Annotated in this window: 12 protein-coding genes and 2 pseudogenes; 6 read left to right on the top strand and 8 right to left on the bottom strand. The window is 42.3% G+C overall.

Going from position 1 to position 15,702, the window contains the following annotated elements; genetic code table 11:
- Positions 1-43: 43 nt before the first annotated feature.
- Positions 44-491 (top strand): annotated as a pseudogene (locus LXF01_RS13120) (VOC family protein).
- 69 nt (positions 492-560) lie between these two features.
- Here LXF01_RS13120 and LXF01_RS13125 read toward each other — a convergent pair.
- The 5 genes from LXF01_RS13125 to LXF01_RS13145 form a co-directional block, all read right to left on the bottom strand.
- Entirely contained in the window at positions 561-1,046 is a 486-nt protein-coding gene (locus LXF01_RS13125; protein ID WP_168379542.1) for a DUF934 domain-containing protein, read from the bottom strand.
- The gene (locus tag LXF01_RS13130) at positions 1,039-2,682 is read right to left on the bottom strand and encodes a nitrite/sulfite reductase (protein WP_078190090.1); all 1,644 of its coding nucleotides are present in this window, start codon (positions 2,680-2,682) and stop codon (positions 1,039-1,041) included. The genes LXF01_RS13125 and LXF01_RS13130 overlap by 8 nt, the downstream gene beginning before the upstream one ends.
- A gap of 265 nt (positions 2,683-2,947) precedes the next feature.
- Positions 2,948-5,353 carry a glucose/quinate/shikimate family membrane-bound PQQ-dependent dehydrogenase gene (locus LXF01_RS13135; protein WP_233944518.1) on the bottom strand — a complete coding sequence of 802 codons (2,406 nt, stop codon included), beginning with the start codon at positions 5,351-5,353 and terminating at the stop codon, positions 2,948-2,950.
- A 170-nt stretch (positions 5,354-5,523) separates the two neighbouring features.
- Entirely contained in the window at positions 5,524-6,762 is a 1,239-nt protein-coding gene (locus tag LXF01_RS13140) for a carbohydrate porin (protein WP_233945479.1), read from the bottom strand.
- A 216-nt stretch (positions 6,763-6,978) separates the two neighbouring features.
- A complete protein-coding gene (locus LXF01_RS13145) occupies positions 6,979-8,100 on the bottom strand; it encodes a CaiB/BaiF CoA transferase family protein (protein WP_233944519.1) in 1,122 nt (373 codons plus the stop codon).
- Between the two features lie 210 nt (positions 8,101-8,310).
- On the opposite strand from LXF01_RS13145, the gene LXF01_RS13150 reads away from it, so the two are divergent.
- Positions 8,311-9,321 (top strand): AraC family transcriptional regulator, encoded by a 1,011-nt coding sequence (locus tag LXF01_RS13150; protein WP_078190094.1) that lies wholly within the window; start codon positions 8,311-8,313, stop codon positions 9,319-9,321.
- A 50-nt stretch (positions 9,322-9,371) separates the two neighbouring features.
- On the opposite strand, the gene LXF01_RS13155 is transcribed toward LXF01_RS13150, so the two are convergent.
- The gene (locus LXF01_RS13155; protein ID WP_233944520.1) at positions 9,372-9,779 is read right to left on the bottom strand and encodes a hypothetical protein; all 408 of its coding nucleotides are present in this window, start codon (positions 9,777-9,779) and stop codon (positions 9,372-9,374) included.
- Between the two features lie 68 nt (positions 9,780-9,847).
- Here LXF01_RS13155 and LXF01_RS13160 point away from each other — a divergent pair, with 68 nt between their 5' ends.
- The 3 genes from LXF01_RS13160 (at position 9,848) to LXF01_RS13170 (ending at position 13,720) form a co-directional block, all read left to right on the top strand.
- On the top strand, positions 9,848-11,053 hold the full coding sequence (locus LXF01_RS13160) for an acetyl-CoA C-acetyltransferase (RefSeq protein ID WP_111885008.1): 1,206 nt from the start codon (positions 9,848-9,850) through the stop codon (positions 11,051-11,053).
- An 11-nt stretch (positions 11,054-11,064) separates the two neighbouring features.
- Complete coding sequence (locus LXF01_RS13165) at positions 11,065-13,197, top strand: 3-hydroxyacyl-CoA dehydrogenase NAD-binding domain-containing protein (protein WP_233944521.1); 2,133 nt, start codon at positions 11,065-11,067, stop codon at positions 13,195-13,197.
- A 184-nt stretch (positions 13,198-13,381) separates the two neighbouring features.
- Positions 13,382-13,720, top strand: a complete 339-nt coding sequence (locus tag LXF01_RS13170) for a hypothetical protein (RefSeq protein WP_078190097.1) — start codon at positions 13,382-13,384, stop codon at positions 13,718-13,720.
- Between the two features lie 77 nt (positions 13,721-13,797).
- Here the strand turns inward: LXF01_RS13170 and LXF01_RS13175 are convergent, their stop codons facing one another.
- Together LXF01_RS13175 and LXF01_RS13180 are read right to left on the bottom strand one after the other, a co-directional pair.
- Complete coding sequence (locus LXF01_RS13175; RefSeq protein ID WP_233944522.1) at positions 13,798-14,223, bottom strand: GNAT family N-acetyltransferase; 426 nt, start codon at positions 14,221-14,223, stop codon at positions 13,798-13,800.
- An 11-nt stretch (positions 14,224-14,234) separates the two neighbouring features.
- Positions 14,235-14,957, bottom strand: a pseudogene (locus tag LXF01_RS13180) (class I SAM-dependent methyltransferase); the annotation flags it as partial.
- 85 nt (positions 14,958-15,042) lie between these two features.
- Between LXF01_RS13180 and trhA the strand changes: the two are divergent.
- Complete coding sequence (gene trhA, locus LXF01_RS13185) at positions 15,043-15,684, top strand: PAQR family membrane homeostasis protein TrhA (protein ID WP_233944523.1); 642 nt, start codon at positions 15,043-15,045, stop codon at positions 15,682-15,684.
- Positions 15,685-15,702 lie beyond the last annotated feature (18 nt).

Here is a 15,702-nt window from a genome sequence, read left to right on the forward strand (position 1 = left end):
CTCTTAAAATAAATGTCGACATAATAAAAAATGGATGACCATTATGCAGCTCAATCACTACTTGAATTTTCAAGGCAATACCGAAGCAGCCTTTAATTTTTATCGCTCTGTACTTGGTGGAGAGTTCCTCAATGTGATGCGTTATGGTGATATGCATGCTGAGGAAGGCATTTCACTATCCGATGCAAATCAGCAAGATTATGCATATTTCCCTACCGATCAATGAATTTACCGTGCTGATGGCCTCAGATGTCAACGAACAATTCTGTGCGCAATCCAATCAACCCTTTACCTTAGGCAGCAATCACTATATTTCGATTAATTTAGAAAGCAGTGAACAAGCTGAAGCCAAACGATTGTTTGATGCATTGTCCAAAAGTGGCTCTATAGAAATGCCTCTCGAAAAGACCTTTTGGGGTGCACTCTATGGCGCATTTACCGATCACTTCGGTATTAAATGGATGGTCAATTGCCAGCTTAAAAATGAATAATCACTCATTAAAAGTATTTTGATCAATAAAAAAGCCTCCGAATGGAGGCTTTTTTATTGATCAAGGCACTTAAGCACCAGTTTGATAATGCGCTTGCGGCACTGCAGTTGAAGCTTGATATGGATTGGTAAAATCACCTAAGCCAGCAGCAGCTTCAGCAATATCTTTACCTTCTTTCACTACAAAAGTATCGAAACCTGAACGCTTCATGTAGTTCAACACATCTTTGAATACATCACCTGTTGCACGTAGCTCGCCTTGAAAACCTTGGCGACGTAACAACGCAGCAAATGAATAGCCACGACCATCGTTAAAACCAGCAAACTCGATAAAGATTGCATCTAACTGATCAAGCGGGAATTCATTGGTTTCAGGTGAAGCATCCACCGTTACGAAAAGTGCTTTTTTACCAGACACATTCGCAAGTTGATCTAACTGCTCAACTGTTAAAACCACGTCACCTTGTGGCAACACACCATCTTCACCAATGACTTGGTAAGTATTGTCTGCAATCGAGCCATCTTTAGAGAGGACTTGTAGTGCTGTATTAAGCATATGCACGCTCCTTAAATGGTTGGATGCCAACACGGCGGTAAGTATCAATAAACTCTTCGCCTTCTGCACGAAGGTCTAGATAAGTATTTAAGATTTCTTCAATGATGTCTGGTACAACTTCGGCTGCAAATGATGGGCCTAAGATGTCACCAATTGATGCATCATGGTCGGCATTACCACCCAAAGTGATTTGATAGAACTCAGCACCCTTTTTATCTACACCTAAAATACCGATATTACCGACATGGTGGTGACCACACGCATTCATACAACCAGAGATGTTCAGATCCAATTTACCTAAATTGTAAATGGTATCTAAGTCATCAAAACGACGAGAGATCGCTTCAGAAATTGGAATCGATTTCGCATTTGCCAATGAACAGAAATCACCACCTGGGCAGCAAATGATATCGGTTAAGAACCCAATATGCGCACGTGCAAGATTATGTTGATCAAGGATTTTCCACAGATCAAACAAATCTTTTTGCGGTACATCAACAAGCGCAATGTTTTGCTCATGTGTGGTACGGAACTCACCAAAGGTATATTTGTCAGCCAAGTCAGCAATCAGGTTCATTTCTTCAACAGTCATATCGCCCGGTGCAATACCCGCACGTTTCAAAGAAATCGTAACGATGCGGTAACCTTTGACTTTATGTGCATTGGTGTTGATGTTGAACCATTGTTTAAATTTCGGCTCTGCGGCAAATTGCTCTGCAAAATCTTCATCCGCATAATCTTGGTAATCAAATGGTGTGAAGTTCTCATCCATTTTCGCCAAGGTATCAGCATCAATTTTTAAAGTTTTGATGGTATGTGCAAATTCAGCTTCCACTTTCTCTGCAAATACTTCTGGTGTTAATGCTTTCACCAAAATTTTGATACGCGCTTTATATTTGTTATCACGACGACCGTGTAAGTTGTATACACGAAGTACCGCTTCTAAATAAGCAATCAAATCTTCACGTGGCAAGAAGTCACGAATAAAGCTACCAATCACTGGGGTACGGCCTAAACCACCACCAACTTTGATTTTATAGCCAATCTCGCCTGCTTCATTTTTCACGATATACACACCGATATCATGGAAAGACGTTGCCGCACGATCAGTTTCTTCCAGTGCTGAAACTGCAATTTTGAACTTACGTGGCAAGAAAGCGAATTCTGGGTGGAAAGTTGACCATTGACGAATCAATTCACACGTTGGGCGTGGGTCAGCAATTTCACCCGCAACCACACCTGCATATTGGTCAGTAGTTGTGTTACGAATACAGTTACCCGAAGTTTGAATCGCATGCATTTGAACAGATGCGAGCTCTTGTAACATATCAGGCACATTTTCTAGTGCAGGCCAGTTAAACTGAATGTTTTGACGAGTAGATACGTGCGCATAACCACGGTCATAGTCCTGAGCCAATGACGCAATTTTACGTAATTGTTTAGAATTCATCAGGCCATAAGGTACTGCAATACGTAGCATCGGTGCATAACGTTGTACATAAAGGCCGTTTTGAAGACGCAGTGGACGGTATTCATCTTCCGTCAATTTACCTGCTAAATAACGTTCCGTTTGATCACGGAACTGTGCAACACGTTCATTAACCAGTTGCTGGTCAAAATCAGTATATAAATACATGGCGTACAGCTAGTAATTTCTATTATAACAATGCACAGCATAACGAGATTTTATCTATCAAGAAAATGCGTTTTTTACATATTTAATAGCGATTTTATTGATAAGACTGTCGCAATTTCACTAATATAGCGGATTTCGGTCCTTTACTTTTTATTTATTAATATATTGAATTATTTTTCTATTACTTAGCATAAATTTACATAAAGAATTTAAGCCAATAAAAAGCCCGATAAATCGGGCTTTTTACTTAGCGATGTAAAATCACTTATTTTTTATCTGGCAAAGCATACGCAACAAGGTAATCACCAAGTTTTGTACCAAATGAACCATGACCACCAGCCATGATCACAACATATTGTTTACCATTTGCTTCATAAGTCATTGGAGTCGCTTGACCACCTGCTGGTAGACGACCTTCCCACAAAGTATCACCATTCGTTACATTAATTGCACGGATATAGTTATCTTGTGTTGCGCCTACAAACATGACATTACCAGCAGTCGAGATTGATCCACCAAGACCCGGTACACCAATTTTCACAGCAGGTAATTGGAACAATTTCGGTAAACTGTCACGAATTGTACCTATACGTTTTTTCCAGACTACTTCATGTGTATTTAAATCTACACCTGCAGTAAAGCCCCATGAAGGTTGTTTACAAGGTAAGCCAAGTGGTGACAAGAATGCTTTGATTTCCACACCATAAGGTACGCCATACATCGGTTGCACGCCTTGTTCAGTACCCGCACCTTTCGCAGTTTGCTCACGGTTTGGATCTGTAGGAATCAACTTAGTGACAAATGGCAAGCCAATTGGGTTCATCACAGCAACTTGACGGTCTTGGTTCACCGACATACCACCCCATTCAAATACCCCAAGGTTACCTGGGAATACTAATGTGCCATTTTCAGATGGTGGTGTATAAATACCGTCGTAGTTTAATGATTTGAAATACACACGACACATCAACTGGTCAAACATAGTGGCACCCCACATTTGTTTATCAGTCAATTTATCTTTTGGTGCTAAATCAAAATCAGAGAACGGTTGAGTTGCAGAATAATGCTCACCTTTAGTTTGTGGACCACGTTTTACAGTTTGTGGAACTGCTTTTTCGGTGATTGGCACAATCGCTTTACCGGTACGACGGTCAAGGACGAATGCATTACCTGTTTTGGTTAAGACATAGATCGCAGGAACAGTATTACCTGATTTATCTTTGATATCTGCCAATGAAGGTTGTGATGGTACATCCATATCCCACAAATCATGATGTGTGGTTTGGAAATTCCAAATTAATTTACCTGTTGATGCATTTAATGCCAACATTGAGTTTGCATAGCGTTCATCTAATGGCGTACGGTGACCACCAAAAATGTCTGGTGTGCCTACACCTGTTGGCACATAAACGATGTCAAGTTTTTCGTCATATGCTAAAGGTGCCCATGCATTCGGTGAGGCTACAGAGTATTTTTGACCTTCGCCTGGCATGGCATTTGGATCTTGCGCCCCTGTATCAAAGATCCACAATAATTCACCAGTATTAACATCATAACCACGGATGACACCAGATGGCTCTTTAGTCGAGAAGTTATCAGTTGTTGAACCGCCAATCACAATGGTTGTGCCAGTAACCACTGGAGGTGAAGTTGGGATATAACCGCCCGGATACGGATAAGGCATATCTTTTTGTAGATCGACTTCGCCATTATGACCAAAATCACTACATGCTTTACCTGTGTCAGCATTGACTGCAACCAATCGACCATCATTTACAGGCAAGATCACTTTGCGCGGACATTCAGTTGAAGTCGAGCGTTTGTTCTCTAAGCTTTTTGCAAACTGAGTGGTATTTGCTGCATCAAAATAAGACACACCACGACATGTTAAATGTTGATAGGTATTGTCCGCTTTAAGTTTAGGATCGAATGCCCATTTTTGTTTACCTGTCGCAGGATCAAGTGCAATTAAACGTTGGTGAGTTGTACACATAAACATGTCATTGCCGACTTTAATCGGAGTGACTTGGTTTGTGGTTTCACCTGAGTCATTTTCTGTTGGTAACTCACCTGTACGGAAAGTCCACGCTACTTCTAAATCTTTAACGTTGTCGCTATTGATTTGGGTGAGTGGAGAATAACGTACACCACCTTGTGTACGACCATAGGCAGGCCAATCTTCAGGAGCAATACCCTCAATCGCTTTGGCTGTTTGAGGTTGTGCATTTTTAATTTCACCGTGAATTTCTTGCGGATCATTAAAAATTGAATAGATCATCACGATAATCGCAATCACCAGTGTGCCTGATAATGCAATTTTCGCAGTTTTGCCATTTTCCATACCGCGTGTCACGGCAGGAATCAGTAACCAAAGGCCCAATAAGCCTAAAATATCAAAACGCGGTGCAAGTGCCCAAAAGTCAGAACCTGCCTCCCAAAGTCCCCAAATCACTGTACCCAGCATCAACGCTGCATAAATGTATAAAGAACTGTTTTGAATTTTTCTTAAGTATATTGCTGAAGCCAGCATTAACAGGCCGGCGATAATGTAGTACCAAGAACCGCCAAGGACTGCCAGCCAGATACCACCAATCAATAGAACTAAGGCGAAAATTGCCATCACAACGACGGTAAATGTTCGCATCCCAGTTCCAGTAGATGGGTTGCTCATGTTGACCACCTCTATTGTCGAATGTTGTATTTGGTGCGTGAAACACATTCAACACACCACCGTTTTTATGTCGCAAAGAGAAGTTGTTACAAAAACAATTCAAGGGGAAATATCGTAATTTTTCTCAGAATTACCGAATTGCTTTTATAAGAACTCTAATTGGACATCAATTAAAATGCTGTTTGAAATTTGATACCGCCGACCCACGCATTCTCACCATTTTTGTAAGCACCGACGTGACGGATATATTGAATATTAGGACGAATAGTTAGCCAGTTTGCCGCATGAATACCGTAGTAAATTTCTGCGTCATACTCTTCACTTTGTAGACCGCGTGCATCAACGCTGTTATTGGCAATATTGGCGTCATTCACATCATCATTAATGCTGATACGACCTAAGCCAATCGCGATTTCATCTTGAGGACGTGCATCGAATGCGCCTTTGTATACCAAGCCAATGTTTTGCATATCACTCACATTGTTGGTGTCTGAGTCATGCACAGTCACATTCACAAAACCGCTTAAGCCACGTGAGGCATCGTCTTTGTGTGCTGTCAGTTGTTGTTTCGCCACAATCCAACCACCTTGATGGTGATCTTTTTCATTTACTGCGCTATCAATGACATCGGCATCAGCGGTACTGTAGTAGTAACCTGCACGGTATTCACCCGGTAGCTTTTGTGTCCCCACTTTTGGAGTCCACACCACTTCAGCAGGAATAATCGCACCTTTAGAACCATCAGTACTCAAGTTCCAACCTTTACCACGTTTTAGATTTTCAGGGTTGTATTCATAAACCCCGACTTGTGCGTAGAGTTCAGGCTGAATGTTATATTTCACGCGAGCAGCCCATTGGCTGACTGGCCAGTTGTACCATTGGTCACCGACCCAGTTACCCACTTGTGAGCCACAAAGTGCTAAGTTTTGAAAGTCACAGTCAAAGCTGTTGAAATCTTCACCTTCACCGAAACGACCGACTTTAATATCTAATTTTTGGTCTAAGAATTTTTTCTTGATCCAAAAATCAGTCAAACGCCAAGTTTGACCACGACCCCACACTTCTTGTGTTGCACTTAAATGACCATTTAATGCATCTGAAGTTTGAGACAATGAACGACCATTACGTTCAGTGATATTGATTTGTGCTTCGGTATCTTTCCAACCCGCAATTTTTTCTAAATCGAGATGTGCACCAATCGCGAATTGGTCCGCATATTCAGTGCCATGACCAGAAGCATGCTTTGCATCTAACAAAGTGGCTAATTCGCCACCATAACTAAAACTAAAATCGTAACCTTTCTGTTGAAGCGCTGTTCGTTGACCGTTCCAATCACCGAACATCCATGGGCTTTCAGAACTGAAAGCATCTGCAGTAGTTGCCGCTTGGGTTGCTGAACCCGCAAGCATTATTACGAGGCTAAGATATAAAGATCCAAGTTTACTCACAGCTATTTTCATTTGGAGACCTATATACCAATTGTGTTAATAGTTCATATAATACTCTCACATTTGTATAATTTATTTATTTTTTTGTTAACAACTCTCAATATTTACATAGATGTTTATCTAATTAAGAGATTTTAAAGGCTTTATTGTTTAACTTATCACCTTTTTTTATACCATTCATAACCAATTATCCGCACCTAAAGTTTTACCCACATGGGTATAAATCAATGCTGATCTAGAAAATTTAATCGGACATGCCAGTTGAGTTTGTGTCATTGTGTCGCCTTCTTGTAGCGGAACTTCAACACACCAATGCCGCTCTTGGGCCAATTGTGAATTTAGAGCTTCGTCCAAACTTAAAACTGGTTCCACACAGACATCTTGAGAGGCAAAAATCTTTTTCCACTCAGCCCATGTTTTGGTTAGTATTTTTCGGGCAATTGCATGCTTAATTTCAGTCTGGTCTTGCGGATCAAATGACATGCCTTGCGTCGCTAAAGCGGGCAAATCTAGAATTTGCGCCAATCCATGTAAAAACTGTGGCTCCAAACCACCTATAGACAGATAACGACCATCTTGGGTTCGATAATAGTCATAGAAACTTCCGCCATTCAGATGTGCCGTCTCTGCCGCGGTTACCGCATTGGCAGCCAATACGCCAGCTGCAGCCATATTGTTCAATGCTACGGCACAATCGGTCATGGAAATATCAATATATTGTCCTAAACCGCTACGGTAACGCTCAATCACCGCAGCTAAGATGCCAGTAAGCGCATGCATTGATCCGCCTGCGATATCGGCGATTTGAATCCCCATCGGTGGCGGGCCACTATCTTGGCGTCCGCTATGACCTGAAATGCCTGATAAAGCCAAGTAATTGATGTCATGCCCTGCGCGGTCTTTGTAATGTCCGGTTTGACCATAACCCGTAATCGAGCAGTAAATAAGTCGCGGATTAATTTCGGCCAAATCTGCATAATCCAAACCCAAGCGTTGCATAACACCTGGACGAAATTGTTCTACCACAATATCAAAATCTGAAATTTTGGCTTTGATCAATTCAATACTTTTCGGATCTTTTAAATCTAATGCGATGGATTGTTTATTGCGATTTAAATAACTATACGCTGTGGCTTGCCCATTGGCATAAGGTGGCATCAAACGAACCAGATCGGGACGCGTCGGTGACTCAATATGCACAACTTCCGCACCCATGTCAGCCAAATACAAGGTCGCAAATGGCCCTGGGAGTAATGTCGAAAAGTCGAGTACTTTCAATCCTTTTAAAGCAGCTTCCATGGATATTTTTCTCTAATTGTGTAGATTTTTTATCCATGGTAGAAATATAAAATGATTAAAACAATGTCATGTTCAGCCATTTACCTTGATAGTTTCGGCAATTTACCATGTAAAAATGGCAAAACCGCTGTTGTAAATTGCCATGATTTCTTTTTTTAGCGTCATTTAGGTCAAACATTTGTGAACATTAAAGAGACTGAAGGATTAAACATGAGTCGTGATACGATCAGTATCCATTTCGTCAACGCAGCCTTAACTGGTGTGAAACGTCTCGGCATGGATGTCGAAACTTTATTGTCTCATGTTGGCATTGAGGCTGAACTTCTACGCCAACCCAAAGCGCGTATTTCACCTGAACAATACACACGTTTTATTAAAATGTTGTGGATGGTGACTCAAGACGAACATGTCGGTTTTGATATTCAACCGCGCCGCTTGGGTACTTTTGCCATTATGTGCCAATTGATTATTCATGCAAAAACCCTCGGTGATGCACTCGAATTGTCTTCGCAGTTCTACAAACTGTTTGGTGATGAATGGTCGGTGACACTAGAACGTGATAAGCACGAAGCACGTTTAGTTCCTCAAATTCCGAAATCTATGGACCCAGACCATTTCATTACAGAAAGTATGCTGATGATTTGGCATGGTCTCGCTTCTTGGTTGATTGAACGTCGTCTGCCTTTAGAGCGTGTTCACTTCGGTTATGAACGTCCTGAACATGCTGACGAATATGATGCCTTGTTTTTTGCACCTGTCATGCAGTTTGATACACCACGAACTGAAATTACATTTGCAGCGGATTATTTAGATTTACCCATTCGTCAAAACGAAGAAACGCTTGAAGAATTCTTAAAAGCGGCTCCTGCACAGTTATTGGTTAAATTTAAAAATACCAATTCATTAACATCTCGTATCCGTGATGTGCTGAAGAGTCAAATTGGCGAAGAAATGCCAACATTGAACGATGTTGCTTCAATGCTGTATCTATCTCCGCAAACACTACGTCGTCGTTTAGCCGCTGAAGGTAAGAGCTACCAAGGTGTAAAAGATGCTTTACGTCGAGATGCTGCAATTCACTTATTGCTTAATCCAGACTTAACGCTTGAAGATGTTGCACAGCAAGTCGGCTTTAGTGAAACCAGTACTTTCCACCGTGCATTTAAAAAGTGGACCGGTGTAACACCAGGCCTATATCGCCAATTACATGGTTATCATTAAGCAATATTCAAAAATAGCATTCTCTAAAACCTGATCTCGATCAGGTTTTTTTATTTCGGAAAATCTGCACGTTGTTTTTGACAAAGCAATGGATCGACGGGCGTGATCACGCGTTTGCCATCCTGTATCCGATACATTTCTGCCTTGGTCACATGATCATTTCGATCATACTCACAGGCTAAACCGCCCGTCCCCTCATCTGCGGGATGAATGCCATAAATCATACAAATATAAAAACCGATCATGCATACAAAACCTAAGCAGCCTACTAGTACTAGCCAAGCCAGACCTTTCAACACTCGCTTCACATTTTTATGCATAAGCTGATCTTCAATTTGTACTGAATCGATAGCAACTGATCTTAGCCGATCCTCGCTTTCAATATGCAGGTTGATTTTTATCTTATTCAGCAGCAAGCGTTGACCAAAAATATCAAACGACTCACCCGTTCTCATCATTGCACTGGCTTGATTAATCCGTACACTCAAAAAACCAATAAAAATTTATAGATCATAGGGACAGGATTATGAGCGAGGCTTACATCATTGATGCCATTCGCACACCGCGCGGCAAAGGAAAAAAAGACGGTTCACTACATGCCGTTAAACCGATTAGCCTACTGACCGGTTTATTGAACGAATTACAAAACCGACATCAATTTGACACCGCTGCAGTAGACGACATTGTACTGGGCTGCGTGACCCCCATTGGTGACCAAGGTGCGGACATTGCCAAAACCGCAGCCATTGCAGCCGGTTGGGATAATGATGTTGCAGGCGTTCAGATCAACCGTTTTTGCGCCTCAGGTTTAGAAGCAGTCAATATGGCTGCGCAAAAGGTCCGCTCTGGCTGGGAAGATCTGGTGGTGGCTGGCGGTGTAGAGTCGATGTCTCGTGTGCCGATGGGCTCAGATGGCGGTCCTTGGGCGCTTGACCCTGAAACCAATATGGCCTGTGACTTTATTCCACAAGGCATTGGAGCCGATTTAATTGCCACCATTGACGGTTACAGCCGAGCAGATGTGGATGCCTTTGCAGCCAACTCTCAGCAAAAAGCCGCCGCAGCGCAAGCCAATGGTTATTTTGACCAATCTGTCGTTCCTGTTAAAGACAAAGCAGGCGTGACAGTTTTAGCCAAAGATGAATTTATTAAACCAACGACCACAGCAGAAGGCTTAGGCAAGCTCAACCCAAGTTTTGCCATGATGGGGCAAATGGGCTTTGATGCCATTGCCTTGCAAAAATATCCTGAAGTCGGCGCAGTCAACCATGTACACCATGCAGGGAACTCATCGGGCATTGTTGATGGTGCTGCCGTAGTATTGCTTGCCTCTGAAAAAGCGATCAAAGAACAAGGCCTAAAACCGCGTGCCAAAGTGCTTGCCACTGCATTGGTGGGTGCAGACCCAACCATTATGCTGACTGGCCCTGCACCTGCTGCACGTAAAGCCTTAGCTAAAGCTGGCTTAACCATTGATGATATTGACCTATTTGAAGTGAACGAAGCTTTTGCAGCAGTCGTGATGCGTTTTATTACCGAACTCAAGGTTGACCCTGCCAAAGTCAATGTGAATGGCGGTGCAATTGCATTAGGACATCCGCTGGGTGCAACAGGCGCCATGATTTTAGGCACCCTGATGGATGAACTGGAACGCCAAGGTAAAAAACGCGGTTTAGCAACACTTTGCGTGGGTGGCGGTATGGGCATCGCAACGATTATTGAGTTGGTATAAGGAGAATAAAAATGAGCGCAATTCAATTTGAAAAAAATGCCGACAATATCGTCATTTTAACTTTAGATTCTCCAAACCAATCCGCAAACACAATGAATGCAGACTTCCGCACGGCACTGGCTGAAACGGTAGACAAACTGCAAGCAGATGAAAATATTGCAGGGATTATTTTCCGTTCCGCAAAAAAAACCTTCTTTGCCGGCGGCAACTTAGACGAACTGATTCAAGCTACACCTGAGCATGCAACTGAATTCTTCAATATGATTGAAGAGATGAAAGCCAAACTGCGTTATATCGAAACCCGTGGCATTCCTGTTGTTGCAGCTTTAAATGGCACGGCGCTTGGCGGTGGTTGGGAGTTAGCTCTTGGCTGTCATTATCGAATCGCACTGAATGATGCTAAGGCAAAATTTGGCTTACCTGAAGTAACTTTAGGCTTACTGCCAGGCGGTGGCGGTATTGTACGTATGGTCCGTTTATTGGGTCTGCAAAATGCATTTCCACTCTTGATGGAAGGCAAACAAATTGGTGTCGAAAAAGCCAAATCATTGGGGCTGATTCAAGACACTGCAGATAGCCTTGAAGAATTGATGGACAAAGCCATTGCGTGGGTCAAAGCCAATCCAAAATCACAGCAGCCCTATGATGTAAAAGGCTATAAAATTCCGGGCGGCACACCATCGACTCCAGCGGTGGCGCAAATGCTCGCCATTGCCCCTGCTATGCTGCGTGACAAAACCAAGGGCTGTTACCCTGCGCCTGAAGCCATTATGTCAGCTGCGGTTGAAGGCGCTCAAGTGGATGTCGATACGGCGCTCACGATTGAATCACGTTACTTTACTTACCTTGCAACTGGTCAAATTTCTAAAAATATGATCGGCACCTTTTGGCATGGTCTCAATGCCATTAAGTCAGGTGCAAGCCGTCCAAAAGACGTCGCGAAATGGCAAGCCACCAAAGTTGGTATTTTGGGTGCAGGCATGATGGGTGCAGGCATTGCTTATGCCACAGCATCGAAAGGCATTGCAGTTGTACTCAAAGATGTTTCTGTAGAAGCTGCTGAAAAAGGCAAAGCCTATAGCCAAAAACTGCTGGATAAAAAAGTATCTCAAGGCCGTCTAAGCGCAGAAAAACGTGATCAAGTCTTAGGCCTGATACATGCCACTGCAGATGCTGCCGACTTAAAAGGCTGCGACTTGATCATTGAAGCGGTATTTGAAAATGTCGAACTCAAAACCAAAGTGACACAAGAAGCAGAAGCCTATTTGGCAGATGGCGGTATTTTTGCATCCAACACCTCAACCTTGCCGATTTCAGGCTTGGCCAATGCATCTCAAGATCAAGCTAAATTTATCGGTCTACATTTCTTTAGTCCTGTCGACAAAATGCAATTGGTGGAAATTATTAAAGGTAAAAACACGTCGGCTGAAACTTTGGCTAAAGCCTTTGACTTTGTGCAGCAAATTGGCAAAACGCCAATTGTAGTCAATGACAGCCGTGGCTTCTTTACCAGCCGTGTCTTTGGCACCTTTGTGCAAGAAGGTTTACGTCTATTGGCTGAAGGCGTGCACCCTGCCCGCGTTGAAATGGCTGCGCTGAAAGCCGGCATGCCTGTAGGTCCATTGGCCATACAAGATGAAGTGTCTTTAACACTCTCTGAGCATGTTGCGGCCGAGACACGTAAAGCCTTGCAAGCCGAAGGCAAAGACCTACCACGTTCAGGTGCGGATGAGGTGATTCAGACAATGATTCATGAGTTCGGACGTAAAGGTAAAGCTGCCGGCGCAGGTTTTTATGAATATCCTGAAGGCGGTAAAAAGCACCTTTGGGATGGCTTGAGCAAATGGCAGAAAGATAATGCTATTTCTGAACAGGAAATGATTGACCGCTTCCTGTTTGTACAGTCGCTCGATACGCTGCGCTGCCTAGAAGAAGGTGTTTTGGAATCGACTGTCGATGGCAATGTCGGTTCAATCTTCGGGATTGGTTTTGCCCCTTGGACAGGTGGTGCACTTCAATTTTTAAACCAATATGGTTTGGAAAAAGCGTTACTTCGTGCCAATACACTAGAAGCAAAATATGGCGAACGCTTCAAAGCACCGCAATTGCTGAAAGACAAAGTGGCGAAAGCTGAGCAGATTTAATAATTCATTTTGAGCATGCAAATTTTGCTGTTCAATCACATCAAAAGGAGCTTCGGCTCCTTTTTATTTTCCTTCGCAGTCGCGTGTTTGCAAACAAGTCTAGAATTTACGCGAACTCTCATCTGTTTTATGTTATAAAGTAACAAGTTTTTTGATTTCTTTTTATCCGATTGAGTAGCTTGTTATGACTGATCATACTTCTCCTGAAAAATCACCGTGGGGCTGGAAGGCACTGATTATCTTCTGTATTTTAGGTGCGCTATTCATGGGTATTTTCTGGCTTGCTGTGACCAATGAACCAGACTATATGCCTAGCCAACAGAAAAAAGACAATACTCAACAGCATGCATTTAAAAATGCCCCTGTGATGTCAGAAGAAGCGTTGAAAAAGGCGCAAGCTGATCAAGCAGCTCGTGAAGCTTCTGCGCCGACTGCAGCAGATATGCATATGACTGAAGAACAACATGCACATATGGATGACATGAGCCCTGAACCTACTGCATCGAATGATCATGGTCACTAAGCTTTGACCTCATCTATATAAAAAAACGCTTAAAATATTAAGCGTTTTTTTATTTATAGATGTCCAATTTTACGTATTTAAGCCAAAGCCATGTACATATCTTGATGCGGAATACCACAATCTAAATATTCATCACCTTCAACAACAAAACCTAAAGCTGCATAAAACGGTATAGCATGCACTTGTGATGATAGTTTTAAATATTCACGTTGCCCTAATTTCGCTTGTTCGATGATAGCTTGCATCAAGATTTTACCAATACCCTGAACGCGATGAGCCTTTAAAACAGCAACACGACCTATACTGTTATTTTTCAACAAACGTGCAGTTGCAATAGCTTTCATCCCATCATGAACAATAAAATGCAGTGAAATCGCATCTTCTGCATCCCATTCATCTTCGGGCGATATCTGCTGTTCTAAAATAAAGACCTGTTCACGTATCGGCCGAGCTGCAGATGCCAGTTGCTCCCACGGACCAAATTGAATATTTAACTGCTGCATCCCTTCATCCTTTAGCATTTACAGCCAATATCTTGCTGGTCCCATTGATCATTCAATAATAATTCTAACGAATGCTTTTGAATGCCATACATGTCTTTTAAAGCTTGGATCTGCGCCAATACCGCTTGATCAGGTTCGACATAGTCTGCACGTTTGGTTGCCAAGATCATTTTATTTTTACTGGTATGTTCAAGTGCCACAAATTCAAAGACTTTGGTTTCATAACCATATGCTTTCAATAAAAGTGCACGAATCGTGTCAGTAAGCATCTCTGCTTGCTGGCCTGCATGAATACCAAATTGCAACATCGGTGCAAGTACTTGCGGCGCTTTCAATTGCGGACGCAGTTCTTTATGACAACACGGCGCGCACATGATCATTTGCGCATTTAATCGAATACCGGTATGAATCGCAAAGTCCGTTGCCACATCACAGGCGTGCAGCGCAATCATGACATCTAAGCGCTCAGGCGCATAGGTACGAACATCGCCTTGGAAAAAATCAAGTTGGCTGAAATCTGACTGCTGCGCAACGCTTTGGCAAAATTCCACCATTTTCGGATTCAACTCAACCCCTGTCACTTTAGGCACTTGCTGGTGTTTTGCTAAATAATCATATAATGCAAAAGTCAGATAGCCTTTACCTGAACCAAAATCTACAACATGTAGAGATTGATCGGTCTCTTTGATCTGGCTTAAAGCGCCTGAAAAAATTTCTACAAATTTATTAATTTGCAAAACAATTTTAAATCTTCTTACCCCAAAAGCAAAATTGAATTACTATACATGTGTATATTTAAATTATTATAAAAGATACGTTATGAATACTCCCCATCTTTTAGCTTATGACCCAGCTGAAGAAAGACTGAATTTCTATACCCATGCTTTCGGTGCAGCGTTGTCTGCCATCGCAGGTATCCTACTGATTTTAAAAGGATCATACCTTCCAAATGGACAATGGCTTGCACTTTGGGTGTATGCATTCAGTATGCTGTTATTGTTTTCAGCCTCGAGTCTATATCACTTCGCAGAGTCTCCTGAGCGCCGTGGTTGGTACAAAAAGCTCGACCATACCGCAATCTATTATTTAATTGCAGGTACTTACACCCCGTTTCTGGCAATCGCATTGCCTACCGCAAAAGCGCATTATTTACTCATTGCACTGTGGGTCATTGCTGCAATTGGAACACTATTCAAATTAATTTTCATTCATCGTTTTCAAAAGATTTCGTTGATTGCCTATTTGGTGATGGGATGGCTTGCAGTACTGGTAATTGATGATATGCAACGCTTTTTATCTGATCAAGCTTTAACCTACCTGATCATTGGTGGGTTATCTTATACAATCGGTGCATTGTTTTATGCCTTAAAAAAGGTAAGATATACACACGCTATCTGGCATATTTTTGTATTGATAGGTGCAGGATCACATTTCCTGTCGATTTATCTCTACGTGATATAACCCACTGACACTGCATTC

Origin of the sequence: Acinetobacter sp. SH20PTE14 (assembly GCF_021391555.1) — a bacterium.
GTDB classification, from domain to species: domain Bacteria; phylum Pseudomonadota; class Gammaproteobacteria; order Pseudomonadales; family Moraxellaceae; genus Acinetobacter; species Acinetobacter amyesii.

What these genes read in the sequence shown, in the direction of transcription:
- LXF01_RS13130 (WP_078190090.1), bottom strand. Translation starts at nt 2,682, where the DNA reads ATGTATTTATATACTGATTTTGACCAGCAACTGGTTAATGAACGTGTT.
- LXF01_RS13155 (WP_233944520.1), bottom strand. Translation starts at nt 9,779, where the DNA reads ATGATGAGAACGGGTGAGTCGTTTGATATTTTTGGTCAACGCTTGCTG.
- LXF01_RS13135 (WP_233944518.1), bottom strand. Translation starts at nt 5,353, where the DNA reads ATGAGCAACCCATCTACTGGAACTGGGATGCGAACATTTACCGTCGTT.
- LXF01_RS13165 (WP_233944521.1), top strand. Translation starts at nt 11,065, where the DNA reads ATGAGCGCAATTCAATTTGAAAAAAATGCCGACAATATCGTCATTTTA.
- LXF01_RS13125 (WP_168379542.1), bottom strand. Translation starts at nt 1,046, where the DNA reads ATGCTTAATACAGCACTACAAGTCCTCTCTAAAGATGGCTCGATTGCA.
- trhA (WP_233944523.1), top strand. Translation starts at nt 15,043, where the DNA reads ATGAATACTCCCCATCTTTTAGCTTATGACCCAGCTGAAGAAAGACTG.
- LXF01_RS13160 (WP_111885008.1), top strand. Translation starts at nt 9,848, where the DNA reads ATGAGCGAGGCTTACATCATTGATGCCATTCGCACACCGCGCGGCAAA.
- LXF01_RS13145 (WP_233944519.1), bottom strand. Translation starts at nt 8,100, where the DNA reads ATGGAAGCTGCTTTAAAAGGATTGAAAGTACTCGACTTTTCGACATTA.
- LXF01_RS13140 (WP_233945479.1), bottom strand. Translation starts at nt 6,762, where the DNA reads ATGCTTGCGGGTTCAGCAACCCAAGCGGCAACTACTGCAGATGCTTTC.
- LXF01_RS13175 (WP_233944522.1), bottom strand. Translation starts at nt 14,223, where the DNA reads ATGCAGCAGTTAAATATTCAATTTGGTCCGTGGGAGCAACTGGCATCT.
- LXF01_RS13150 (WP_078190094.1), top strand. Translation starts at nt 8,311, where the DNA reads ATGAGTCGTGATACGATCAGTATCCATTTCGTCAACGCAGCCTTAACT.
- LXF01_RS13170 (WP_078190097.1), top strand. Translation starts at nt 13,382, where the DNA reads ATGACTGATCATACTTCTCCTGAAAAATCACCGTGGGGCTGGAAGGCA.